Annotated in this window: 20 protein-coding genes; 10 read left to right on the plus strand and 10 right to left on the minus strand. The window is 42.5% G+C overall.

The genetic code is table 11. The features are described from left to right. Window positions 1–151: 151 nt before the first annotated feature. The 3 genes from JMX63_RS09170 to JMX63_RS09180 form a co-directional block, all read right to left on the minus strand. Window positions 152–2,305, minus strand: coding sequence for an FAD-dependent oxidoreductase (locus JMX63_RS09170; RefSeq protein WP_201572127.1), 2,154 nt, complete (start codon window positions 2,303–2,305; stop codon window positions 152–154). Between the two features lie 257 nt (window positions 2,306–2,562). Further along, window positions 2,563–2,967, minus strand: a complete 405-nt coding sequence (locus JMX63_RS09175) for a hypothetical protein (protein WP_201572128.1) — start codon at window positions 2,965–2,967, stop codon at window positions 2,563–2,565. A gap of 455 nt (window positions 2,968–3,422) precedes the next feature. After that, window positions 3,423–3,956, minus strand: coding sequence for a DUF2058 domain-containing protein (locus JMX63_RS09180; RefSeq protein ID WP_102078489.1), 534 nt, complete (start codon window positions 3,954–3,956; stop codon window positions 3,423–3,425). A gap of 321 nt (window positions 3,957–4,277) precedes the next feature. Here JMX63_RS09180 and JMX63_RS09185 point away from each other — a divergent pair, with 321 nt between their 5' ends. Together JMX63_RS09185 and JMX63_RS09190 are read left to right on the plus strand one after the other, a co-directional pair. Next, window positions 4,278–5,141 (plus strand): universal stress protein, encoded by an 864-nt coding sequence (locus tag JMX63_RS09185; protein WP_201572130.1) that lies wholly within the window; start codon window positions 4,278–4,280, stop codon window positions 5,139–5,141. 92 nt (window positions 5,142–5,233) lie between these two features. Continuing rightward, window positions 5,234–5,911 (plus strand): cupin domain-containing protein, encoded by a 678-nt coding sequence (locus JMX63_RS09190; RefSeq protein ID WP_201572131.1) that lies wholly within the window; start codon window positions 5,234–5,236, stop codon window positions 5,909–5,911. 151 nt (window positions 5,912–6,062) lie between these two features. Here JMX63_RS09190 and JMX63_RS09195 read toward each other — a convergent pair whose 3' ends face one another. From JMX63_RS09195 to JMX63_RS09215, 5 genes are all read right to left on the minus strand, one after another. Beyond that, window positions 6,063–7,031 carry an acyltransferase gene (locus JMX63_RS09195; RefSeq protein ID WP_102094444.1) on the minus strand — a complete coding sequence of 323 codons (969 nt, stop codon included), beginning with the start codon at window positions 7,029–7,031 and terminating at the stop codon, window positions 6,063–6,065. A 531-nt stretch (window positions 7,032–7,562) separates the two neighbouring features. Further along, on the minus strand, window positions 7,563–8,105 hold the full coding sequence (locus JMX63_RS09200) for a peroxiredoxin-like family protein (RefSeq protein ID WP_201572132.1): 543 nt from the start codon (window positions 8,103–8,105) through the stop codon (window positions 7,563–7,565). A gap of 187 nt (window positions 8,106–8,292) precedes the next feature. Next, complete coding sequence (yghU, locus tag JMX63_RS09205) at window positions 8,293–9,180, minus strand: glutathione-dependent disulfide-bond oxidoreductase (RefSeq protein ID WP_201572133.1); 888 nt, start codon at window positions 9,178–9,180, stop codon at window positions 8,293–8,295. 70 nt (window positions 9,181–9,250) lie between these two features. After that, complete coding sequence (locus JMX63_RS09210; RefSeq protein ID WP_201572134.1) at window positions 9,251–9,904, minus strand: DsbA family oxidoreductase; 654 nt, start codon at window positions 9,902–9,904, stop codon at window positions 9,251–9,253. A gap of 110 nt (window positions 9,905–10,014) precedes the next feature. Further along, window positions 10,015–10,569: a carboxymuconolactone decarboxylase family protein gene (locus JMX63_RS09215; protein ID WP_201572135.1), complete on the minus strand. Its 555-nt coding sequence runs from the start codon at window positions 10,567–10,569 to the stop codon at window positions 10,015–10,017. A 607-nt stretch (window positions 10,570–11,176) separates the two neighbouring features. Here JMX63_RS09215 and JMX63_RS09220 point away from each other — a divergent pair. From JMX63_RS09220 to JMX63_RS09230, 3 genes are all read left to right on the plus strand, one after another. After that, the gene (locus tag JMX63_RS09220) at window positions 11,177–11,857 is read left to right on the plus strand and encodes a glutathione S-transferase family protein (protein WP_101205248.1); all 681 of its coding nucleotides are present in this window, start codon (window positions 11,177–11,179) and stop codon (window positions 11,855–11,857) included. A 186-nt stretch (window positions 11,858–12,043) separates the two neighbouring features. After that, a complete protein-coding gene (gene tnpB / locus JMX63_RS09225; RefSeq protein WP_201572137.1) occupies window positions 12,044–13,198 on the plus strand; it encodes an IS200/IS605 family element RNA-guided endonuclease TnpB in 1,155 nt (384 codons plus the stop codon). A 117-nt stretch (window positions 13,199–13,315) separates the two neighbouring features. Beyond that, complete coding sequence (locus JMX63_RS09230; RefSeq protein WP_101205246.1) at window positions 13,316–13,900, plus strand: TetR/AcrR family transcriptional regulator; 585 nt, start codon at window positions 13,316–13,318, stop codon at window positions 13,898–13,900. A gap of 115 nt (window positions 13,901–14,015) precedes the next feature. Here JMX63_RS09230 and JMX63_RS09235 read toward each other — a convergent pair whose 3' ends face one another. Both JMX63_RS09235 and JMX63_RS09240 read right to left on the minus strand, forming a co-directional pair. Then, a complete protein-coding gene (locus JMX63_RS09235; protein ID WP_102094449.1) occupies window positions 14,016–14,933 on the minus strand; it encodes a haloalkane dehalogenase in 918 nt (305 codons plus the stop codon). Between the two features lie 278 nt (window positions 14,934–15,211). After that, entirely contained in the window at window positions 15,212–16,507 is a 1,296-nt protein-coding gene (locus JMX63_RS09240; protein WP_201572138.1) for a siderophore-interacting protein, read from the minus strand. A gap of 193 nt (window positions 16,508–16,700) precedes the next feature. Here JMX63_RS09240 and JMX63_RS09245 point away from each other — a divergent pair, with 193 nt between their 5' ends. The 5 genes from JMX63_RS09245 to JMX63_RS09265 all read left to right on the plus strand — a co-directional run bounded on the left by JMX63_RS09245 (window position 16,701) and on the right by JMX63_RS09265 (window position 23,760). Further along, window positions 16,701–17,465: an ABC transporter ATP-binding protein gene (locus tag JMX63_RS09245; protein WP_101205244.1), complete on the plus strand. Its 765-nt coding sequence runs from the start codon at window positions 16,701–16,703 to the stop codon at window positions 17,463–17,465. Between the two features lie 117 nt (window positions 17,466–17,582). Continuing rightward, window positions 17,583–18,506 carry an ABC transporter substrate-binding protein gene (locus JMX63_RS09250; protein ID WP_227673300.1) on the plus strand — a complete coding sequence of 308 codons (924 nt, stop codon included), beginning with the start codon at window positions 17,583–17,585 and terminating at the stop codon, window positions 18,504–18,506. Beyond that, window positions 18,503–20,680 carry a Fe(3+)-hydroxamate ABC transporter permease FhuB gene (gene fhuB / locus JMX63_RS09255; RefSeq protein WP_102094452.1) on the plus strand — a complete coding sequence of 726 codons (2,178 nt, stop codon included), beginning with the start codon at window positions 18,503–18,505 and terminating at the stop codon, window positions 20,678–20,680. Before JMX63_RS09250 ends, fhuB begins: the two co-directional genes overlap by 4 nt. Before the next feature lie 201 nt (window positions 20,681–20,881). Further along, window positions 20,882–22,381, plus strand: a complete 1,500-nt coding sequence (locus JMX63_RS09260; RefSeq protein WP_201572139.1) for an MFS transporter — start codon at window positions 20,882–20,884, stop codon at window positions 22,379–22,381. Window positions 22,382–22,731: 350 nt separating this feature from the next. After that, window positions 22,732–23,760 (plus strand): TonB-dependent receptor plug domain-containing protein, encoded by a 1,029-nt coding sequence (locus JMX63_RS09265; protein WP_201572140.1) that lies wholly within the window; start codon window positions 22,732–22,734, stop codon window positions 23,758–23,760. Window positions 23,761–24,407 lie beyond the last annotated feature (647 nt).

The following is a 24,407-nucleotide window of genomic DNA, read 5'->3' on the forward strand; positions in this document are numbered from 1 at the left end:
CTCGTAGTCTGCCATGTCAAACCAAACAGATACCACAAAATCTAAACCAGCTTTATTGGAGTCTTTTAACACTTTGCTACCAGTCGCGTCATTTAATGACGTTGATCAGCAAACTGTCCTTAATTAACTGATATTAACTAACCGTCATTAACTAATCGCGACGCCAAGTATGGTATTTCTCCAGCCAGTTTAATACGGTCTCAGGGGCATGGGCACGTTTCCAATCACCAGCGGCATATTTGTTGCCTTCTGCCCAAGTAGGGTAGCTATGAATGGTGCCCAATATTTTATTGAGACCCAGACCATGTTTCATTGCTAATACAAACTCAGCGATTAGGTCGCCTGCATGTTCAGACACCACCGTAACACCCAATATTTTGTCTTTACCTTTTGGCGTGATGACTTTGATAAAGCCTTTAGCTGCGCTATCCGTAATGGCACGATCCAGCTCTTCAAACTCAAAACGAGTAATCTCGTAATCGATGCCTTTATCAATGGCTTCTTGCTCGTTAATACCGACACGAGCGACTTCTGGGTCGATAAACGTAACCCACGGAATCACACGATAATCTACTTTAAACTTTTTCAGATTGCCAAATAAACCATTCACGGCGGCGTACCAACCCTGATGGGCAGCGACATGAGTAAACTGGTATGGGCCAACGATATCGCCTGCAGCAAAAATATTAGGATATAACGTCTCGAGATATTCGTTGGTCACGATAGTACGATTGGTTTCGATACCTAGTGCCTCTAAACCATAACCTTCAAGGCGTGCGCTACGACCAACGGCACAAAGTAGCTCATCATACTCGATATCGATTTCTGTTTCATTGTGTTTGACGATAATGTATTTTTTGCCATCACGCATCTCGCAGCGCATTGCTTGATGTGAGGTCAAAATATTAACACCGCTATCAGTAAGCGATTGGTGAGCAAAGGTAGACACTTCAAGGTCTTCTTTACCCATAATGCGATCGCTCATCTCAATTTGCGTCACATTAGAACCCAGTCGAGCAAAGCTTTGTGCAAGCTCGCTACCGATGGGGCCACCGCCCAGTACGACGAGCTTCTCCGGGGCTTCTTCTAGCTCAGCAAATTTGGTCCATAGCGTGTCACTGGTCACGTAACCTGTTTCTTCTATACCTGGCAGAGGCGGTATAAATGGACGGGCGCCAGTGGCAATGACAATGGTGCGCGCTGTTAGGGTCTGCATGCCGCCGTCGTTCAGTTTGATTTCTACTGTCCACGGGTCGACCAATTTGGCATAGCCTTTGACCACATCGACGCCCAGATTGGTATAACGCTCAACACTATCGTGCGGTGCGATATCAGCCACAACTTGCTGTACGCGTGCCATCACTTTTTTGAATGAAAACTGCGGTACAGTGTTCTCTAGACCATAGTTTTCACCATGACGAATTTGGTCAGCGATTTTTGCGCTTTTAATGATGGCCTTACTAGGTACACAGCCATAATTTAGACAATCACCGCCCATCTCACCTGCTTCAATCAGTGTGACTTTCGCTTTTACCGCGGCGGCAATGTAGCTTGTGACCAATCCGCCAGCGCCAGCGCCAATCACAATCATATTGCGATCGAACTTTTTAGGTTTGGTGTGGTTTTTATAAACACGGCGTTTTTTAAACATATTCAACACTCCTTTTGCTATTAAGGGGAAGAAACCTAATAACGCAAACGAGACAATTAAGTTGAAAGATAAAATACCCGATAAGCTGTCTATCTGTGCCAGCTGTGTCCCTGCATTGACGAAGACAAAGGTCCCAGCTAGCATACCGATTTGACTGACCCAGTAGTAAGTCCATGTTTTAATAGACGTTACACCCATCAATAGGTTAATCAAAAAGAATGGAAATATAGGTACCAGACGTAAGGTAAATAAATAAAATCCACCTTCTTTTTCGACACCTGCATCAATAGCTGCCAACCGCTCAGGAAAGCGCTGCTTGATGGTATCACGCAGTAGATAACGCGATGCCAAGAAGGCAATAGTAGCACCAATACTCGATGCAAATGACGCGACGAGCAGCCCTTGTACCAAACCAAATAGTGCACCAGCGGCTAGCGTTAAAATCGCAGCGCCTGGTAAGGAGAGGGCAGTGACGACGACATATAGTAAGAAAAACCCACCGATAATCAATAGCGGTGACTGCGCTTTGTATTCATTAAATTGCGCCATCGACCCTTTTAAGCCATCAAGCGTCAATAATTGATTTAGGTCAAAATAAAAAAAGCTTGCCGCTAATATCAATATTAATAGTATTAAAAATATTCTTTTAATCATGGAAAATCCGGCCAAATAAGGGAGCAAAGGCTAAAATCGTAGTTATTGCTCAAGCAGTAGAACACTCATCGTCTGAATAACTAAACTTAAGTAACAATACTTAAGTAACTATATTTGAGTGACGTGGCTATCAAATCGAATTGTCTGAATCGCTTAACTACGATAAAAAATTTAAGTCGGCAGTCTTAATAGTATATAAATTATGTCTTGCTGTCTGACATTTATACTACTTAAACAATAAGCACAGCCGCTGACATTTATACTGGCGACGCATTTTTACCCAATGTTAGGGTGTCATAGTCTCTCATTAAGAATAGCGCCAAACAGGCTGCTAGCATTGGCCATGCAGCAAAGAACAACAAGTTATCAAAAGGCGTTAGGTAAAGACCAAAAGATGCAAAAGTAGAAGCGGCATGTAGTAATAAGATAATGCCGTATGTCCATTTTTTGAATAAACCCATGACAAACGAGAAGATAAGAATAATTTGCAAGCTACCAATCAGGTAAACAATAGTGATGCCTAGGTTTTCTAGTGCGTAGAATTTAGCAAACACATTGGCGGCATGCTCAGGATTTACGAATTTGTCGAGTGTCCAGAAGAAGAATACGATGAAAACACCAAGGCGAAGAAACAATAGTGAGAGTGGCAAATGTTTTGGCATGAATTATCTCTTTTTGAGAAAAAGTAAAAGTGAATTGGAACAAATTAAGCAAATAAAACGAGCACGATGGCACCGAACTATCAGGTAACAAACATAGGTAAAATATGAACAATGTTGAGTGATTACTCAAAAATAAACAAAGTATTACCACAAAATGTACTAAAAACGCATTGTAGTGGTTATTGAATAACTGTTCAAGTTGATTGTATCTATGTTCTGGCAATTAGAGCGCTAGGTTACTTTCTTTAACCAAACCAGCAATGTTAGGTTAAAGAAGCCCGATTTGTGTACGTTTGATTGAGTCTATCGACACATTTAACGTTTATTTTGCGCTATAAAGATTTGCCTAACCTGTATAAATGCAAAAAGCCCTTTATAGAACATCAATTCTATAAAGGGCTTTTGGGGGAATACTTATAACACTATAGTAAAGCCAACAGCAGTAGAATAATGCCTTACCACATCAAGTCATCTGGAATCACATAAGCGGCATACGGATCATCTTCTGCCAATGCTTCCTCAGCAGTGTCGTTGGATACAACCATAAAGCCTTCCATTTTTGAATCAATACGATCCGCCAATGGACGAGGAAGTAGCGCGTAGCTTTCTTCCAAGCGTGCGATAACCACGTGACCGGCCACGATTTGATCGTACAGTTTCTGAGTGATAGCGATTTTCTTTACCTTGGACTCATCGACAAACTGATAGCTAACCTCACCTTCTGTCTCAGTAATCTGATGCTGCTTAATCATTTGGACGATATTGGCCTTTAATGCTTTCTCTTCCAATACGCGCTGTTTTTCTTGATTAAGCTTTTGATCCTTTTCTAGCTTTTGGGCTTGCGCCTCTGCCAACGCTTTTTTTGCTTCGACGCTTTCTGAGTCACCAGTACGCTTAGCATGTTGCGTTTGCTTGCTGATCTTCTTGGCCTTTTTGCTATCAACCAAGCCAGCCTTTAATAATTGAGCCTGTAGGGCATTTTTTGCCATAATCCAATCACCTAAATAACGATACCGAAATCATAAATGCTAAAAAATACATTGTAGCAAACTTTGCTAGCGCATGTGGTTAGACAATGACCAGAGTTTATAGAGGCATCAATATAATACTCTTGCAAACCATAAATAATGATAGGGCTAGCACACTTCTGATGATGGCAAAAGCGTATACATCACTGGATGAAGCCGCCCAAATTGGTTATCATCGAATTAAGAAACATATTTTCTGTAGATGTCTCCCCAATAAAAGGCATAGCTTGGTTAAGTATGACCAGCTTTATAGGATTAAATAACTCAATCTAAGGACAGATTATGACAACATCACAGCACATTTTGGCCTGTATTGATGGCTCGGCAGTGACTGAATCGGTTTGTGACTATGCAGCGTGGTATGCCAGTAAATTAAACGTACCTGTTGGATTATTGCATGTCAGTGACATACCAGCATCGACTAGACGGGATTTATCAGGTGCTATAGGCATAAATAGCCGTCAGTTTTTATTAGAAGAGTTGTCCCAATTGGATGAGCAAAGAGCAAAAGTCGTCAACAGCTATAGTAATGCATTGGTACAAGATGCAAAAAGCCACATTCAAAGCAGTTTCGCTGATGTCAATGTTCGCGTTTATCAACGCCACGGCAAGTTGCTTCCTAGTATTGAGCATTTCAAAGAAGAAAATCGTGCGATTGTGATGGGACGCCGCGGAGAGGATCATAAGAACAGTAGGATTAATATTGGTAGTCAGATCGAGACGGTCGCTCGTGGGTCAGATATTCCCATATTGATTTGCTCAGAGAAATTTGAAGAGCCAAGCTCCTATATGATTGCCTTTGATGGTAGTAAAACCTCTATCAAAGCGGCACGAATGGTGTCAAAAAGTCCATTATTAAAAGGTCTAAAGGGCCATATCGTGATGGTAGGTAATCAGAATGACGCCGCCAAGCAAAGTATGAGCGCCGCCGCTGCACAGTTAGAAGATGCTGGGTTTGTCGTTGAAGCCCATCACTTATCTGCTTCTGATGCGGTAGATGGGTTGTTAAAGTTTCAGGTAGAGAACAATGTCGACATTATGGTGGTGGGTGCGTACGGACATTCGAAATGGCAGCAACTGTTTCTCGGAAGTACAACGACAGAAATTATCGCTAGCACGTTATCACCGGTCATTCTAGTGCGGTAATAACGTCATATATTTGTGTTTATCGTCTAGGGCGTGTCCTCAGTTTTATATTGTGGGTACGCCCTAATCATTTAATACTTTTGGAATATTTTATGCTAATTAATGCAGATTTTTCACAACGTGCTTCACTGACCCCTGAAGCACATCAATGGATTAAGTCACCACAAAATGGTGTGGAGCGTGTCATGCTTGATCGTGTAGGCGCGGAGAAGGCTCGCGCTACCAGTCTTGTGCGTTACGCGCCAAACTCTTACTTTCCGCATCATCTACATCCAGGCGGCGAAGAGATTTTAGTATTATCAGGCACTTTTTCTGCAGATGACACTCATTATCCAGCAGGTTGGTATCTACGTAATCCACCGTCTTCAGGTCATCGGCCTTATAGTGACGAAGGTGCTGTCATTTTTGTCAAGTTGCGGCAAATGTCGTCTGACGAAACACAGCACGTGGCTATCGACACTTATAATGATGCTAACTGGCAGCAACAAGGCAACCGTACTGTCTGCAAGCTTTTTTCCGATGGGGTAGAGCGCGTTAGTCTACAGCGTATCGATGCAGGCGAGTTGCTATTCACTGAGACAGTTCATGGCGGTGCAGAAATATTAGTTGTAGCAGGCGAGCTAATAGAGGGTGGACAGTTATATCAGCAGGATAGTTGGATACGCCTACCGATAGATATAAGCGTACAAATAAAAGCAGGGGTGGAGGGCGCAACCATATACTTAAAAACTGGCCATCTTAATCATGTCATCGGTTTAAAGGTTAAATAAACCTAAATAGCACTTATTAATTGTATAGACAAAATATAAAAATAATTTGGTGCTTCTAATTCCCAATTATGACGTACCAAATTATCTGTATTAGAACTTACTGCACTATGAAAAACTCTTATCTATATATGAGTATCTTTAGGTAAAAGTATCAAAGATCACTTGTTTTGATAGCATCTTTGCTCTCAAAGTCAGCCAACATTTCTGTGATTAGTTGATCTTTTTGATGCCATATCTGTTCTACCCAATCAAACATCTGTGCTTTTATCGCTTCATCTGTTTCATAGCCACCGTTTTTGATCGCCGTAAACAGGTCTTTGGGTATCTCAATATGTCGTACATCGACACCTAAACGCTTGATATTGCCTTTCCATAGATCACTATAAGTGGGAACACCGTCAGGGTAGACAATCGTCATGTCCAAAATCCCATCAATCTCTTCCCCTAATGCACTCATAGCCAGTGATAACCCGCCAGCGCGTGGCTTAAGTAAATGCGTATATGGGGATTTTTGTTTATCATGTTTGCTAGGAGTGAAGCGAGTCCCTTCTAGATAGTTCAATAGTGTAAAAGGCTTGTCCTTGAGCAATGCACATGCTCGTTTCGCTTCTTCGATATCCTTACCCTTTAGAGCAGGGTTTTTGGCGATGGCTTCTTTAGAGTGTCGACGCATCATAGGAAAGTCGAGAAAGTAGAAAGCTTGACCAATGACAGGAATATATATGAGCTCAAACTTGGTAAAAAAGCGCGTCAATGGCAAGCGTTTTTCGCTGATATATTGCACGATACTGGTATCAACCCAAGACTGATGATTGCTAACCAGTAGATACTTACCGTTGGTATGCACATCATCAGGTAAGTTAATGCGCCAATCTTTGCGTGGTAATACGTTGTCGATCAATGCGTTATTGCTATTGATCCAATAGTTCGTCACGTCGATAACGGCTTTGTCAGCGATGGCAGCACCGGTGATAGCCTTGGTAGCACCCATTACCCAGACAGGTAAACCAGCTAACATACTATTAAAAGTGATAACGCTGGTTGCTGTCGTCAGTGAGGCAGCTTTGCCCAATTTTGGAGCGCGTTCATGTAATTTTTGAACGATTGATTTCAATCGCATATCGAATCCTTTTACTCATACCTATGATGAGATATTGATAATGTTGCTGCATGATTTTAGCAGAAATTAATCTCAGTGTACGAGTGTTAACAACAAATAATAAACAGCATTGGTGAATTAGAACGTACAATTATATCAAGATTTTGCCAAAGCGAAATACGAACCAGACCATAAACACAGTCTGTTTTATTTATAAAAACTAACCGATGAAAAAAGAAATATAGCTTGCTCAAAGGTAAAATGTTTGTAGATGATATTTTGAGTTCAAATATAGCCCTTATATGCTGGCTAGTCTATGAATTTTGTACAGAACCTCTTTTTATAGATTCACAGTGCTACTCGCACATTAGTACTGAGCAAATACTAAGGAAGTTAGATATGAAGCGACTACGTTTGATAGCAGATAGGTTATCAATAAATAAAAAAAGGGCGTATCAAGAATTATCTCAATACGCCCTTTGCAATTTAACTGGTTAGATATTAATCAGCCAAATAATCGAGTGAATCAACACTCTATATTTACTATATCAATTAGCCGTGCATACCACGGATAGGGTAGTTGTTTTCTGGGTTTCTAACAAAAGCCAAACCATTTGCCAAGGCTTCAAGATCTGGTCTAGAGAACGGTGCGTTCGAGATATCAACGATATGTACTTTTCCTTCAGCATTGATAACGAATACAGCAGGTTCAGCGAAAGGATGATCAGTTTCTTTTTCTGAACGTGGGTCAGAGATATATAGACCTAGCGTATTCATCTGTTCGATAGTCAGAACATAAGCCATAGGGAAGCTAACATCTATTTGATCTAGATGACCTTCTAACTGCTCTTTGCTGTCTGCAGATACTGCGATGATATCGACACCAACGTCATAGAAAGACTGTTTTACTGTCTCTAAGGTATTTAGATATTTTGTGCAAATTGGGCAATGCTTACCGCGGTATACAACGACCAGTTTCCAATCATGACCGTTTTCAGGTTTGCCTAATGAAGTCATTTCACCATTTAATACTTGTACTTCCATTTCAGGAAACGTAGTACCGGCCTGAATTTTTTGAGCATAATCTGTTGACATAGTTTTTATCCTTTTTGATAGTATTTTTGTGGTTAGTTGGTATTTAACAGCCTTACAGTAGCAGTCTTAAGTGCAAAAGTATTGGATGTTTACAGTCGTCCCAAGTAGTAACAGGAAAAATTAACATTACCTTTAAAATCGACCAATAAGACTACTTAAGTAGGCTAGTAAGTCATAGACAAAGCGTCTATTTTTTTGCTTCTTCAGTTGTTTGAGCATCTAGTTTATCTTGAGTTTTTAGCTCAAAATCAGAGGCATCATGACGTTCGTGTAATTGCTCAGCAGGTTCACCCCAAGTGCGGTTTACCTTGCGACCACGTTGCACAGCAGGACGCTCTAAAATCTCAGTTGCCCAGCGACGTACATTTGGATAGCTCTCAACTTGTAGGAACTCTCCTGCATTATATGCTTCACCTAGTATTAGATTGCCATACCAAGGCCAAGTGGCGATATCTGCAATCGTATACTCATCGCCACCTAGATAGCGATTTTCTGCAAGCTCTCGTTCTAGTACATCTAACTGGCGTTTTACTTCCATCGTGAATCGATTGATAGGGTACTCAAACTTTTCTGGTGCATAAAAGTAAAAATGCCCAAAACCGCCACCCAAGTAAGGAGCAGAGCCTTGTAACCAGAAGAGCCAATTCATCACTTCAGTACGTGCTGCTGCATCTTTAGGCAGTAGTTTTCCGAATTTTTCGGCAAGATAAAACAAAATAGCGCCACTCTCAAACACACGACTACCAGTCTCTGTATCCAAAAGCACAGGGATTTTTGAGTTTGGATTTAGCTCAACGAAACCTGATGAGAACTGTCCGCCTTCACCAATTTGAATCAGGTGCGCGTCGTACTCAGCGTCTGTCACACCTAATGCCAATAACTCTTCGACCATAATGGTGACTTTTTGGCCGTTAGGGGTGCCCATTGAGTAGATCTGTAACGGATGTTTGCCGCGAGGTAGTTCTGCTTCATGCGTTGGGCCAGCGATAGGGCGGTTGACGCTTGCCCACTTACCGCCGCTTTCTGCATCCCATGTCCAGACGCTGGGTGGCTCGTAATGATTAGAGTTTGACATAATGATGATACCTTTTTATATACTGTGCTCAGTAGGGTGTAATTGGTAAATCAGATCCAGTTTATTGTTTTTATTCTGGCATGTCTGCTAGTTGCTTTAAGATGTTTTTGTAGTTTTCTACACCTTGTGCACCGCTCACCAGATGCCGACCGTTGAAGATAACGGATGGTACGCTTTGAACACCTTGCTGCTTTGAATGCTGTACGGCTTCACGTATCACATTGGCAAAGCGTTGATCTGCGATAACGGCGAGTGCTTCATTACGATCTAGTCCAATATCTGCTGCGACATCTGCCAGTACGGTACTGTCAGCCACGTTTTTATTATCAACGAAGTGTGCAACGAATAATGCTTGTTTTAGGTCGTGCATACGTCCTTGCTGATCAGCCCAATGCAGCAACTGATGCGCATTAAAAGTATTGTAGGTACGGAAATCATCGGTAAACTGAAAATTAAATCCAGCTTCTGCACCTGCTGTTGTCATTCTAGCTCGGCTCTCTTTAACGTCTTCAGCAGTTGTACCGTACTTCTCCATAATATGCTCACGATAGTTTCGTCCTCCGTGCGGCGTATTAGGATTTAGTTCAAATGGGTGCCAGTGAATCTCGTGCGGCGTGTTGGTGTGTTTTAATGCCTCGGCCAATTGACTATAACCGATAGCGCACCAAGGGCATACAATGTCTGACACGATGTCTATTTGTAAGGGTTTTTTTACCTGTTCCATAGGATCTCTCATTAGCGATGAATTAAAATGAAAAACTGCTGCCCGAAGATGTTTCGAACAACAGCATGAAAACATCAAATAGACTGTGTCAGCGTTAGCTGAAAAACGTATTAGTCAGCTTTATGCCATTCAAACTTCTGGAATGGTTTGTCGACTGGTGTGTTAGCTATGTGGTTCGTGTAGTTGCTCATTACTTTTTGAGCAGCACCAAGGATAACTTCAAGAATCTGACGCTTAGTGTAACCTGCATCTAAAAACGCTTGAACCGCGCTGTCATCAACGTTACCACGATTACGGACTACAGATAGTGTGAAGGTACGCAATGCTTCCAGTTTTTCAGTTGGTAGTGGCGTTTCATCACGTAATGCATCAGTGATAGCGTCATCTACTTTCATGCTCTTAGCAATACCAGTATGCGCAGGCACACAGTAATGGCAAGCATGCTCAACGTTGATAGTTTGCCATACAACAGTGGTCTCTTCATCATCAAAGCTACTGTCTAAAAACAGTTGATGTAGCTGTTGATAGCCTTCAAGCAAACCAGGCGCTTCAGCCATCACAGCGTGTAGGTTAGGTACCATACCAAATGCTTTGATAGAAGAATCAAGTAAGTCTTTGCTTTCTGCTGGGGCTGTGTCTTTACCGTGTAGAGTAAATTCGGTCATAATATAATTCCTGATAATAGGTTTAAGATTTAGTGTGTTTTAGAGTTTTCATGCCCGCTTCAAAGCAGTCGCTGATTTACATTTAATTATTGGCTTGAGTAATTACTCAAAATTAGCAACTTTGCTTAGTAAGCGAGTCAATAGAGACTACTATAAATGATATTGAGCAGTCGCTCAATAATTATTTGAGTAATCGTTCAAGTAAATTGTAATGGCTAAATTACATTACTCTGCTTAATTCATACTACTCTATTAATATCAATATCTTAAGAAGGTAATACTGTGTAAGTAGTAAGAAAAAACAACGATAAAAATATTTTTTAACTTTAGTGGCTCTGTAGTACGAACAAGACTTATCGAAATGGAGCTGATCGACTTCATCCATTGCATGTAGAGAAAATAGTATTGATATGATGCTTATTATATCAATATATAACATTACTTGAACGACCGTTCATTTGCGTTTATAGTGTATGTCAGACAATAAAAATATGCTTCAAACTTCGACGTCTATTTTTGTTATCTCATTACAGCTTTTATAGTCATTAGTATAGTCACTAGATTTGATAGTCATTAGACGACTGTCTTCATATAATAGGATAAAGTTATGCTTAAATTTTATTTTCATCAAACGCCAAACCCAATGAAAGTAGCATTGTTTCTTGAAGAAACTGGTCTGCCTTATGAGCTTGTGGCAGTAGATACGCTAAAAGGTGAGCAGCATACACCTGAGTACCGTGCTATCAACCCAAACGGCAAAACACCTGCCCTAGAAGATGATGGCAAACGCGTGTTTGATTCTACGGCTATCTTGATGTATCTTTCTGAAAAAACAGGCAAGCTGGCAGGACAGCCAGAGGATCGTAGCGAGATGCTATCGTGGCTAATGTTTGTAGCATCTGGATTGGGCCCTTTTTCTGGTCAATCTGTTCACTTTAGACATAAAGCGCCAGAAAAAATCCCATATGCAATTAATCGCTACCTTCGTGAGGCTGAGCGTCATTATGAAGTGCTAGATACGCACCTAGAAGGCCGTGAATATATGGTTGGTGATAGCTACTCAATCGCTGATATTTCTACTTGGGGCTGGATTGATAAGGCGACAGTTGTACTAAGCGAAGGCGGCTTGGATAATTATCCGAATCTAAAGCGCTGGTTTGATAGCATTAATGCTCGTCCAGCGGTACAAAAAGCCCGTGACATTCCTAAAGGTATTGATTTCAAAACTGAGTTTGACGACGTTGCTGCACGCGCGCTTTATCCGCAAAACTTTGATAAAAATAGTTAATCGAAGCAAAGAGACTCAATAAGTCTTATAATATAAAAAGTGATTAAAACCAGTAACTAAGGTTGATTCTACAAACTTTGCCTTAAAATAGATTTTAATGACTATGTGCAGAATTCCTCTACCTTTAAAGTAGAGGGATGAGTATATCATTATTTTTTAGTATAGCTTAAGATGTTATCATACCTTATGCCCAAACAAATCTTAAAAGCTTATAAAGTGAGATTATATCCAAATGACGAACAGCAAGTATTCTTTGCTAAATCATTTGGATGTACCCGCTTTATTTGGAATAAGATGTTGTCTGATAAGGTTAATCATTATAAAGCAAATAAAACGATTCTAAACAACACCCCTGCTCAGTATAAAAAAGAGTTTGAATGGCTCAAAGAAGTAGATAGCTTAGCGTTAGCTAACGTGCAGCAGAACCTTCGCAGCGCCTATAAAAAGTTTTTCGAACAAGGCACAGGCTTCCCTAAATTCAAGAAAAAAGGTATCAAAGACAGCTACACCACTAACAACCAAAAAGGGACGGTTGCACTCACATATAACAGTGTCAAACTCCCTAAAATTGGTCATATCAAAGCAAAAATACATCGCCGCATTAATGGGCTTATTAAAAGTGCCACTATCAGCGCAACTCCATCTGGTAAGTACTTTGTCAGCCTATTGGTTGAAACAGTAGTGGAGCCGCTACCAAAGACTTATTCTAATATAGGCATTGATTTAGGATTGACCAACTTTATTGTCTTATCAGACAGTACTAAAGTTGCTAATCCTAGGTTTCTATCGAAGCTGAAAGACAAGCTTGCGCGTGAGCAAAAGATTTTAGCCAAACGTAGAGAGGTTGCTAAAGCTCAGCAGCGTAAGCTGTCAGACAGTCGTAATTATCAAAAGCAAAAAGTTAAAGTCGCGAAGATTTACGAAAAAATAACCAACCAGCGTCTTGATTTTCTACATAAACTCTCATTCAATATCATCAAAAACCACGATGTCATTGCTATAGAGGACTTGAACATTAAAGGGATGGTTAAAAACAGAAAGCTTGCCAAAGCTATTAACGATAGTTCATGTTCAGTCTTTACAATTATGCTTGCTTATAAAGCAGAATGGTATGACAAAGCGCTTGTGAGAATAGACCAATGGTATCCGTCATCTAAAACATGCTCAGGCTGTGATTATGTCCTTGGCAAAGATGACCTTAAACTCAGCGATAGATTATGGGACTGCCCAAGGTGTCTACAGACCCATGATCGAGACATCAATGCCAGCATCAATATCTTAAATCAAGGATTGATATTGGTTAAACAATCAAAAACTGTCGGTGCGATAGGGTTAGCTTAGTAAATTCGCTTAACCGCTGATACAGAATAGCGTATTAAGTAAGAGCGTTACCTAAGAAACCTCTACCTATAAGCAAGGTAGTGGATAGTTCATGGCAAAGTTATTAAGGTGAAAATTATGAGTGCTCCGATAAAGTTCAATCGTGAGGATGTGATCGAAAAAGCAAAAAACCTCTATTGGGAAAAAGGCTATCACGCGACATCAATGCGCAATTTGCAAGATGTGGTGAATATGCATCCAGGTAGTATTTATGCAGCTTTCGGTAGTAAAGATAAACTATTTACAGAGTCACTGAATCGCTATGCTGCAGATGGTGCCAAGAGATTGGCCGACTGTATTGAGCAAAAAGACACAGTGCTAGATGGCTTAAAACATTTTATCCATACGGTGATTGTCTGTAATAGTGCTACTGCGCCTAGCGGTATGTGCATGATCGTCAAGACAGTCGCTGAGCTTACTCAAAATGATAGTCCAGATTTGCTCGCACATGCAACGAATATCTTAGAAGGTATAGAGGCATCGTTTGCTGTGCTCTTTGGACAAGCCATTGATAGCGGTGAGATTAGCGCAGAAAAAGATCCCGTTGAGCTGGCGCGTTATTTCCAAATTCAAATTATAGGTCTCAGGACTTATGCGCAAGTCACTAACGACAATGATGCAGTAGAAAAATATATCGATGATATTTTTAAAAATATCGTATAGCAAAGTTGTATAATCTGATTATGACAGCTCGTATATTTTGTCGTTGACCAATCATCATAGTATTACTAAAAACCCTGATTGCTAGTACATTAGCAATCAGGGTTTTTGTTATCTATTACTGTGCTTTCGGATTGTCATTGATGAATTTCAGTAGAAGCTCAGCCAACGTTTCACCTTGGTCTTCTTGTAGGAAATGACCACCGTTAGTGATAGTCGTATGATTTTGGCCTTTGGTACCAGGAATTAGCTTTTGCATGATGCGATCGCCGCCCCCAGTTACAGGGTCGGAATCACTAAACAGTGTAATAAATGGCTTGCTCCATTTGCTTAGCACGACCCAAGCTGCACGGTTGTTTTCTGAAGCAGGATCATCTGGTGTCGTGGGCACTAGGATAGGAAACTGTCTAGCACCTTCTTTATAGGACTCATCAGGGAAGGGTGCATCGTAAGCATCCAGTACGGCTTGAGACAATGTCGTTGTGGTGCCGCTTTTGATGGTGCCTGCTACATTGAACTGCGGCGTCTCCTGAGAGAACTTCTGCCACTTGCGAAAACCTTCGCCAGGATCATGATCTCCAGTCGGTAGCATCGTGTTGCCTGCTGCGACGCGATCGAATTTATCAGGATGCGCTGCTACTAAGCGTAGGCCGATTAAACCGCCCCAATCTTGACAAAACAGTGTGATATTTTTTAAATCTAATTGATCAAGTACCGATTGCATCCAATCGACATGGCGCTGATAAGTGTAATCAGTACGCGATGCAGGTTTGTCTGAACGTCCAAAACCAGGAAGGTCTGGCGCGATAACGCGGTGTCCTGCTGCTGTTAGTATTGGAATGACTTTACGATACAGATACGCCCAAGAAGGTTCGCCATGTAATAACAAGATAGGGTCGGCATCGCTTGGGCCTTCATCAAGGTAGTGTACGCGCAGCTCGCCACCCTCTGTATCATCGACCATCAAATAATTCGGTTCAAAATCGTAATCTTGCAAGTTAGCAAAATACGAATCAGGCGTCCTGAGTTTTTTCATATATCATCCTTGGTTTAGAAAAATAACAGTGCATTCTGGCACTGGTGTTAGACAATCTATTAAAGGTGGGTCTCTTAGTGCTACTCGACTATCACTGGTAATCCTAGCGATAAGGCTATCTGCCTATAGTTTATATTGATTAAACGTTCAAAATGAAAACTATACCCTACATGCATTCGTTGCTGCAAACATTAATAGTGGATGCGTCAGTAGCATCCACTATATATAGGATAAGTTTTGATAAGGGTAGGTTTTGAGTTTCATTTTATAAGGCTAAACTAATCGTGACGCCAGTAGACCTTTACCACGACATCGGTACGACTTAGTCCAAGTAGGTCTTTCAGTAATGGGCGCAATGCTTTGGCAGTATTTGCTTCTAGTGCTCCCCAAATTTTATCAATTTGTAGAGGGTTATTAGTCAAATAGTCGCCTAACTCTCTGTCGATTAGCGTGGCTAAATCTGCCCCTGAGTTAACCTGATTGGTCACTATAGGCAATATGGTAAAGTGGTCGTTACCATTGTTTTCAGTATCGCAATCAATGCCACTGCGCATTTTTACAGTATCAAAATAGCTTTGATCGCCTGCATCTTGCGTCACACAAACGACCAATGGTGGCGTAGGGTTGTTCCATAGCTCCAGCAGTCGTGCTGCCGTTGGCATCGAGGTCTCATCGACAATCAGTACCGCTTGACCGTTTCGTAAGTGCTCTACCTTTTCTGGAAACTCTCGTTTTGTAACGACGGTCTCGCCCGCTTGTAGTGCTGCTGCCCAGTTGCCACCTGGTGTATCTCCATGCAAAAAAACATCGACCCATGCTCGTATTCCATTATCAGCTTGCCATGCTTTTCTCAAAGTGTAATAGCAGTGAGGACGAGCAGGGCGTACGTTTTCCTTATTGCTACCATTAGTTTTATAGTCACTAGCTTTATTGCCATCAGTGCTGTCAGTCATCAATGCATCGGTCATTGCATTGTGCTCTAAATCAAACAAGTAAGCGTAACCCGCTTCGTTGGTAGGTACTGACGTCGAGCTTGTGACGCCCTTAGCATTACTTAACTGAGCGGTATTATTTAATGGCGTATCACTATTTAATGACGGCATGCTCAATTCAAGGCGCAGCATATTTTTGCTGACTCTATAACTACTTTGCACATCAAATACTTGCTTGGTCAGTTTGATTGTTTTTTTGCCTAGCTTTTTATCTGCTCTTTGTTTTAGCAAGATATATTGGGCTTGCAAATCATCAAGCTGGGAGATAGGTGCAGCAAAAGCGATAAAGAAAGTCTGGTTATGAAGCGAGTTATTTTGAGCGTCAGTTGATTGATTCTCTACGCCTTTTGGACAAGTCTGTATGGCAATACCTTCAGCATAAATATCAGTTATTTGGGCATCGACCAGATCCGATTCGGCGGTAGATAATGAGGTAAATGCACTCAAAAATCCAAGCAGTTCGTCGAGGTGCTCTTCATTAATATGAGCGACCACACTTGCTATTTCAGGATCGTTTAGAGAAGTGTATTGGCTGTTTTGGTTATCAGTGTTTTCTGTAGTAGCTAAAAGAAGGTTGGTCATATAAATACTCGCAATCAACAGAGCGTTGAAATTAAAGTGAATGAGTTTATAGTTAATGATAATTGTTTTTGTTATCATTTACGAGTAAAATCAATTTTTATTGTGGTTTGATCGTCAAAAATTGGTCTACAACCGATGGCCGATGAACCATCATTTTTATGACATATTATTTTTATCAACAATGAGTGCTTATATGCTACGTGCAAACCAGCTGACTATCAGCCGTCAAGGAAATACTCTATTAGACAACGTGACTTGTGAGATTGATACCAATCAACTGGTGGCTTTGGTTGGGCATAATGGGTCTGGCAAGTCGACTTTGATCAAGGCGCTAGCGGGTGAGATGGCAAGTAGTAGCGGCAATGTCACTTTAGATGAGCACAGTATCAATGACTACGGCAGTAAGGAGTTAGCGCGGCAAATGGCATATTTGCCGCAGCAATTGCCAGAAGCTGCTGGATTCACGGTGCGTGAGCTAGTCATGCTAGGGCGCTATCCCCATCAAAAATGGCTGCAAAAGCCAACTCAAATAGATAAAGACAAAGTCGCGCAAGCATTAAAAGTGACTCAAACCGAAGCGTTTGCTGATCGAATTACTGCCACACTATCAGGTGGTGAGCGCGCTCGTGCGTGGCTTGCGATGTGTCTGGCACAAGATACCCGTTACCTATTGCTCGATGAGCCACTTGCTGCGCTTGATATGCATTATCAAATCGAGGTCATTCAGCTAATTCGTCGTTTGGTGGATGAGCAAGGCTTGAGCGTGGTAATTATTATCCATGATATTAATTTGGCAGCGCAATATGCCGATCGAGTCATCGCGCTGAAAAATGGCCAAATATGTCACAATGGCGATATCGCCAGTACCATGCAACCTACCGTGCTACACGATATCTTTAATGTCGATATGCAGTTGCTCAGTCATCCTATTACTGGACAGCCTGTCGCAGTCGCTTAACGTTTGGTTTCTGCTCCTTCTTTCTTTTTAATTCGCCTACAAAGATACGCTTCTATGCCTCCCGTTTTTTATATAGATAAATTATCGAAACTTCCAATAGTTACGTCAGTATCAGTAATGACAACATTGAAATGGTTCGCCCTCGCATTGTGCTTGGTATTGACGGCCTGTAATAGTCAGACATCCACGCAAACAACTGCTACCTCAGAAGCAGAAAACAGTCACAGCGATAGAATGAATATCGTTTCTCCTGACTGGGGTAATGCAGCGACTTTGACGGCGATGGGGCATGCACCAATTGCGACAGGTGATGTCAGGGTTTGGGATAGATGGGTGGGTAGTCCCAAACTGCCAACATCGATCACGGACTTAGGAATCCGTTATCAGCCCAATGCTGAGCTAATCGCCCAACTGCCTGTCGATATGGTCATAGATAATTATTTTTATGAGCATGCACGTAACTTATATGGCGATGTCCCTGCAGAATCTGTGATGTCTGCGGCAAAAGGAGAGACAGCAACTTGGGCTGACTATACCGAGCCGACGCGGGAGCTTGGCATGCTGATCGACAACCCGAAGATGGCTGAGGACTATATTGTACAAAGTCAGAAAGACATACAGCTGGCCAGTCAGCAATTCAAGCAGCGCTATCCAAAAGCCAAGAAATTCGCAGTGGTACAGTTTGCAGATGCCAATAACATGCGTATGTATGTGGCAAATAGTTTATTTCAGCCTGCGTTAGAGCAGATGGATAGAGAGCTTGTGGTATTGGGCAAGGGTAATCAGTGGGGGTTTGTGCCGATACGAATGGGAGATTTGGCGCAATTAGATGATGAGACTTGTTTATTAATTATCGATCCACTAAGCCCAATCACTCGAGCTGAAATTGATGATAGCTTGATTTGGCAGCGCCTAGGTTATGGCAAGACCCGCTGTGTGGGAGAGCTACCACCAGTATGGATTTATGGCGGGATGTCATCATTGGTCAGCTTAGCAGATAACTTGTCAGAAGTTTCACTAAAAGGCGGGGACGTACTATGAGCACCAATGCAGACACTCACAACAAAAACAATAATATCAATAACCACGCCGACAGTTCTCATAACGACAGTGCTCACACGATAACATTAGCCTCTCAAGCAGCAACGGTTTCAAAACCCTCATCAACGTCATCGAAACATTCATCATCATTGAATCAGCCACCGAATCAACCCAGTCCCCAAACTTCTTTATTTGCCAGTATGTCTTGGCGACTATGGGTCATGCTCATCGGATTAGCGGCTTTGTCATTATGGAGTAGCTGGGCGTTGCTAGATCAGCAATGGACGCGCCCACTGAGTGACTTGCTTATACCAAGCTCGCAATTAGATATTGCCAGTATGGCGATACAGCTACATATAGTGGCAACCAGCGTAGTGGCGTTGTTGGCTGGCGGGCTATTAGGCGTGGTCAGTATTTTACTACAGCAATTGGTAAAAAACCCATTAGCATCAGATACAACGCTAGGTGTGGGCGTGGGTGCACAGTTGGCCATGCTTATCGTCACGTTGTTTTTGCCAAGCTTGGCAATTTATGGCGGACTTTATGTAGCCTTTGTAGGAGCTATCATTAGTATGGGTCTGGTGTTTGCCTTATCAGCACCCAGTCGATTTAATCCATTAATTTTGATATTGGCCGGTTTGGTCGTCAATATTTTGCTGGCCGCAGTAGCCAATGTTCTAGTACTGTTTTTTGCTGAGCGTAGTAATGGCATGCTGTCATGGGCGGCTGGGTTTTTGGCACAAAACAGCTGGCATACCAGTATCGCGCTAGTCATCACTGCTATTTTGATGGCGGTTGTATGTCTGCCACTATTGAAACCATTAACGCTAATGAGTCTAGATGACACGCAGGCCAAACGTTTGGGTGTGCCTATTAATGGGATTCGGGCACTGGTTGTATTGGTAGTCGCCGTTGTGACCGCTTTAGTGATTAGTGAAGTTGGTTTAATTGGTTTCATTGGTCTTGGTGCGGCAAGTTTGGTCAATGCGCTGGGCATCTCCGCGATTGGTAAGCGTTTGGCCACTGCCTTTGGGTTGGGGGCGCTGCTGTTATTGTTGACCAGTAATGTCGCGTTACTGCTTGAGCCAATGCTCGATATGCAGATTCCAGCTGGTGCCATGACAGGTATCTTGGGTGCGCCGCTGATTATTTGGCTGATTTTGCGTCAGCGCCGCGCGCGGATAGAGACAGTGACGCCGATGCTTGCGGGTAAGCATACATCTATTGCCTTTTGGCGATGGGGCGTTGGTGTGATCGCTATCATCATGCTGGCTTGTCTTTTTGTACAAGATATCAATGGTTGGGGGCTCAGTACGGACTGGGCGCTCACGCAGCAGTACCGCTTGCCTCGCAGTTTGAGTGCTGCAGCAACAGGCTTGATGTTGGCAGTCGCCGGTGTGCTACTGCAAACCTTAACGCGTAACCCTATGGCCAGTCCTGAGGTGCTAGGTGTCAGTTCAGGTGCTGCATTGGGGGTTATTTTAGGGTTTTTATTATTACCAAGTTTAGGGCTATATGCGGGAGCAGGGACGTTGCTGGTTTCAGGACTGTCAGGAGCGATGGCCGTGCTGCTATTGATTATTTGGCTGGCACGCAGGGTCAGCTCAGGTTATTTATTGTTAGTAGGTATAGGCATTGCCGCCATGATGGATGGGGTGATGCATATGGTCAAGCTTTCAGGAGATCCGCGTCTAGAAGCGATGCTCAGCTGGCTGTCAGGGACAACTTATAGCACGCAGCCCAGTACAGTATGGTATCTCATTGGTATTGCATCTATCTTATTTGCACTCAGTCTACTGCTGATTAAGCCTTTGCGTGTCCTTGGTTTAGGCACAGGTGTGGCACGTAATCTAGGTGTGGCAGTTACACCAGTGACTTTGTCGTTATTGGCATTAGTAGCAGCGCTTAGCACGGCCAGTACGCTTGCCGTTGGCCCATTGAGCTTTATTGGTTTGATGGTGCCACATTTGGCTACTTCACTGGGAGCTGTGAAGCTTGAACGGCAATTGCCACTAGCTGCACTCTTAGGGGCAGGGGTGATGGTGATAGCGGATTGGATTGGCCGTTATGTTATTTTCCCTTATGAGCTGCCTGCTGGCACGATTGCGGCGATTATCGGTGGTGGCTACTTCTTATGGCTCATTCGTAAGGTGCCAGCTTCAGCAAGTAGGTAGTTCATGTCTGCAAGCATTGAATAGCCTATAATTTTGACTTTATTTAGCAGAAGCGTATCGAACCTTACTTGATCAGCAGTTTGATAAGAATAACGATGTTAAGTTTCAGCTAGATTGGATGACGTGCTCGGCAGGCTAGCAAAATAATAACTAGGAACAAGTCATGCTGACCATCACCCAATTTTATGGTGCCACTGCTTAATGAGCAACGCCCCTATAAATAAAGCCCCTATAAACAAGGTATCTACAAATGAGTCTTCTATAAACGAAACCTCTCAGAGTAGTAGTGATGGCTTGAGCAACAAACAAGTACAGCAGGTATTACTGACGCTATTACTCGGCGGTACGGTTGTCAGCTTTAGCAATAGTGCGCTTAATCCAGCCATTGCTGTTTTTATGTCGGTGTTTGATGTCGATATTGTGATGGGCGGCTGGGTGCTAAATGCTTATGTATTGGCCATGAGTGTGGGGCTGATGCTAAGCGGCTACTTAAACAAAAAGTTTCCTTTTAAGCATGTTTATTTGGCGGCAATTTTTGGATTTATGCTGGGCTCAGTCATTGGGATGCTGGCGTCTAGTATGAGCTTTGTCATCATTGCCAGAGCCATACAAGGACTGAGTGGCGGTCTGATAATCCCACTGTCTATTGGTATGCTGTATCAGATTTATCCGCAGCAGCAGCACGGCAAAGTAATGGCGCTATGGAGCATTGTTATTATGATGTCGTTGGCGTTTGGCCCTTTGGTCGGTGCTTATTTGGTTGAGCAGTTTGCGTGGTGGACACTGTTTGCCATTACGTTACCACTTAGTATCGCGGTCATGGCGATGGTATGGTGGTTAATACCTGATATGAGCTCACATGATGAAAAAAGCCCTTTCGATACCATCGGGTTTATCAGCTTACTCACTTGGCTGCTTGCGATGATGGTTTGGCTGAGCACGCTGAAGATAGACTTCACTAGTGGATTGCTCAGCAGTGACGGCCTATTAAAGATAGCCACGTTGGGTTTGTTGTCTGTCGGATTCTTGCTGTCCGCGATGGTTTGGTGGGCATATGAGCGGCGGCAGAAACATCCATTATTAAACGTGCGCTTGTTCCGTAATAAAACCTATTTGCACAGTAATATCATCAGCATTACCCAAACAGTCGGTTTGATGTTGTGTCTATTGCTATTGCCTGTGTTAATCCAAGATGTGATGGGCGAGAGTGCTTTATGGACAGGTGTTGTCCTGATGGTCGCGACGATCGTGGCCAGTATCACCACGCATTACGCTGGCAAGATGGTAGATAAGCAAGGTGCCAGAGGGATTGGCATCGTAGGAATTGCGATTAGTGCGCTGTCTACCTTGATGCTGGCATGGTGCTTGTATCAGCCCACACTTTGGCTACTCATATTGACGATGAGTGTGCGCGGTGTCGGCGTGGGTTTGGCGTATCTGCCAACCACCACAGTGGGTTTTAGTAGCTTACCTAAAGACTCGGTCACTGAGGGAGCTGCACTCAATAATATCAGTCGCCGTATCATCTCTACCATCGTTATCACGTTGACAACCCTTTATATCCATAGTCGAAGCGCGCAGCTACTAGCCGCAGGTAGTGATGTTGGCATAGCAAGCGCTATCCAAGAAATACTGGTGATAATCGCGTTGATGCTATTGTTCACACTTCCTTCTGCCTGCAAATTACCCCGCGCGCCATAACGATCAACTTCATAGTTGGTCAGCATGTAGATTACCGGTGTCAATGACGATCTGCTTGAAGGCTTATCCCTTTTATCTATTTATTTGAACAAACTTTGAGACAAGCCGCTTATGTCACTGTCTAACCATTTCGCCAAATTTACCAAAGAAACGGACGGTAATTGCAGTAAGTCAGTCAACATGGTCACTCGCTACTTATAAAAACCTATTTGTAAATACTTATAGAAATAAAAATCATTATCATTTAGAATGTCATTCACAAAGTTAGTACATACAGTATTATTTGCTAAATATAACGCGTATCACTGTCCACCTATCCAACTAAGTGAAATAACCTAAGTGAAGTAATTATGAAAAGCCACCATCATGTTGCTCTATCTCTTCTTACCCTTTGTATCAGCCAGCAGTTATACGCCCAAACTAATACCAATTCAGTGCAAAGTGCATCAGGTGTGCAGGCCACCGCTGCGGCGACCCCGAATGCATCATCAAGCGATGTACCTAGTGTGACTTTAGATGCTATTACAGTTAGTGCCAATGCCAAAACAGGCACAGCGCTGGCACAGAAAATCAGTGAAATGCCTGCTGTCACGCAAGTGATTTATGAGGCGGACATTCAGGCGCAGGCGACAGGTAACCGCACGGTTGGGGACATCTTAGCCCAGCTCGTGCCCAGCCTTGGCGTGAGCAGCGGCTCGGTTAGTAACTACGGCACGACCATGCACGGGCGTCCTGTACAGTTCTTGTTGAATGGTGTGCCTTTAAGCAGCTCACGCAGTCTTTCACGCGAGCTAAATAGTATCGATCCTGCGCAGCTTGAGCGGGTAGAGGTACTCTCAGGTGCCACCAGTATTTACGGTGCTGGTGCAGCAGGTGGCCTGATTAACCTTGTGACCAAATCTTTGGTAGGTTATGGCCCTATCAGACAGACTAGAGTCGGTGTCAGTAGCAGTCGTGGTTTTGAGTCAGACTCATTGGGTTATCATGTAGGACAAACCTTAGGATATGGCGGCGAGCGAGTGTATGGTAATGTCGATGTAGACTACGAGACCACAGGTGGCAAGTTTGACAGTCATGGCGACCGCATCAGCCCTGATGCCAACCAAACCGACAACCAAGACACCGATACTATCGGCGTCAACGCCAACCTTGGCTTTGATATTAGCGATACCAAAACCATGAATCTTGCGGCGACTTATTATGACAGCGAGCAAGATACCGATTATGGCGTCGATTACGGCAATGATCTGTCTGTACTGCTAGTAAAAGGTACTATACCGTCACTACGTGCTATCGATGGCGCCAATATCGAAAACCAGCCCTACAATACCAAAAGCTCGGTCAACCTAAACTACGATGTAGAAAACCTGTTTACCTAAGAAAAGCCTATCTATATTAATAGTTAGGCTTTTCGGGTCTAAAACTAGTACATTACGCTGTAGCAGTTCGTAAAAGGTCTGAAAAACACAGCACTACAAAATTATCAATAATTATCCGTTGTCAGCGAAGAGGCTTGAATAAAGTGCCTATATCTATGCTTATACACATAGTTGTTATTTACTAAAAAAACAACAGACAATAAAAAAGACCTCCAATCTCTTGAAGGTCTTTTTTATTAAAACTTAAATATGGTGGGCCCAGTAGGACTTGAACCTACGACCAAAGGATTATGAGTCCTTTTTTTTACAACAACAATACACAATGGATGGCGATAATTAGCTGCAATTATTGTCTGAAAGCCTTTCCCATTAAAGGATGGGATTAAAAGATAAATATACCTATCAACAAGTAGATATGCGTATCAATAAATTTAGAGTATCAAAATAGTATCAAATTAATAGTATTGATACTCTCTAAAAGTCTAAATAGTTATGGCTGCTATCTACTGATACTTAACAGTAAGGGACAAGTATTCAGTTCAAGGTATCAAAAAAGCTAGCTGCTAGCTGGCTTTATTTATATGTGGTTGAAATAAAGATATTTTAGGGTGTGTTGACATATAGAGAATAATTGATAATCATATTGT

It is taken from the genome of Psychrobacter nivimaris (genome assembly GCF_904846365.1).
Lineage (GTDB): Bacteria > Pseudomonadota > Gammaproteobacteria > Pseudomonadales > Moraxellaceae > Psychrobacter > Psychrobacter nivimaris_B.

Coding starts and splice junctions, on each gene's coding strand:
- JMX63_RS09170 (WP_201572127.1), bottom strand. CDS start 2,305: ATGATTAAAAGAATATTTTTAATACTATTAATATTGATATTAGCGGCA.
- JMX63_RS09175 (WP_201572128.1), bottom strand. CDS start 2,967: ATGCCAAAACATTTGCCACTCTCACTATTGTTTCTTCGCCTTGGTGTT.
- JMX63_RS09180 (WP_102078489.1), bottom strand. CDS start 3,956: ATGGCAAAAAATGCCCTACAGGCTCAATTATTAAAGGCTGGCTTGGTT.
- JMX63_RS09185 (WP_201572130.1), top strand. CDS start 4,278: ATGACAACATCACAGCACATTTTGGCCTGTATTGATGGCTCGGCAGTG.
- JMX63_RS09190 (WP_201572131.1), top strand. CDS start 5,234: ATGCTAATTAATGCAGATTTTTCACAACGTGCTTCACTGACCCCTGAA.
- JMX63_RS09195 (WP_102094444.1), bottom strand. CDS start 7,031: ATGCGATTGAAATCAATCGTTCAAAAATTACATGAACGCGCTCCAAAA.
- JMX63_RS09200 (WP_201572132.1), bottom strand. CDS start 8,105: ATGTCAACAGATTATGCTCAAAAAATTCAGGCCGGTACTACGTTTCCT.
- yghU (WP_201572133.1), bottom strand. CDS start 9,180: ATGTCAAACTCTAATCATTACGAGCCACCCAGCGTCTGGACATGGGAT.
- JMX63_RS09210 (WP_201572134.1), bottom strand. CDS start 9,904: ATGGAACAGGTAAAAAAACCCTTACAAATAGACATCGTGTCAGACATT.
- JMX63_RS09215 (WP_201572135.1), bottom strand. CDS start 10,569: ATGACCGAATTTACTCTACACGGTAAAGACACAGCCCCAGCAGAAAGC.
- JMX63_RS09220 (WP_101205248.1), top strand. CDS start 11,177: ATGCTTAAATTTTATTTTCATCAAACGCCAAACCCAATGAAAGTAGCA.
- tnpB (WP_201572137.1), top strand. CDS start 12,044: ATGCCCAAACAAATCTTAAAAGCTTATAAAGTGAGATTATATCCAAAT.
- JMX63_RS09230 (WP_101205246.1), top strand. CDS start 13,316: ATGAGTGCTCCGATAAAGTTCAATCGTGAGGATGTGATCGAAAAAGCA.
- JMX63_RS09235 (WP_102094449.1), bottom strand. CDS start 14,933: ATGAAAAAACTCAGGACGCCTGATTCGTATTTTGCTAACTTGCAAGAT.
- JMX63_RS09240 (WP_201572138.1), bottom strand. CDS start 16,507: ATGACCAACCTTCTTTTAGCTACTACAGAAAACACTGATAACCAAAAC.
- JMX63_RS09245 (WP_101205244.1), top strand. CDS start 16,701: ATGCTACGTGCAAACCAGCTGACTATCAGCCGTCAAGGAAATACTCTA.
- JMX63_RS09250 (WP_227673300.1), top strand. CDS start 17,583: ATGACAACATTGAAATGGTTCGCCCTCGCATTGTGCTTGGTATTGACG.
- fhuB (WP_102094452.1), top strand. CDS start 18,503: ATGAGCACCAATGCAGACACTCACAACAAAAACAATAATATCAATAAC.
- JMX63_RS09260 (WP_201572139.1), top strand. CDS start 20,882: ATGAGCAACGCCCCTATAAATAAAGCCCCTATAAACAAGGTATCTACA.
- JMX63_RS09265 (WP_201572140.1), top strand. CDS start 22,732: ATGAAAAGCCACCATCATGTTGCTCTATCTCTTCTTACCCTTTGTATC.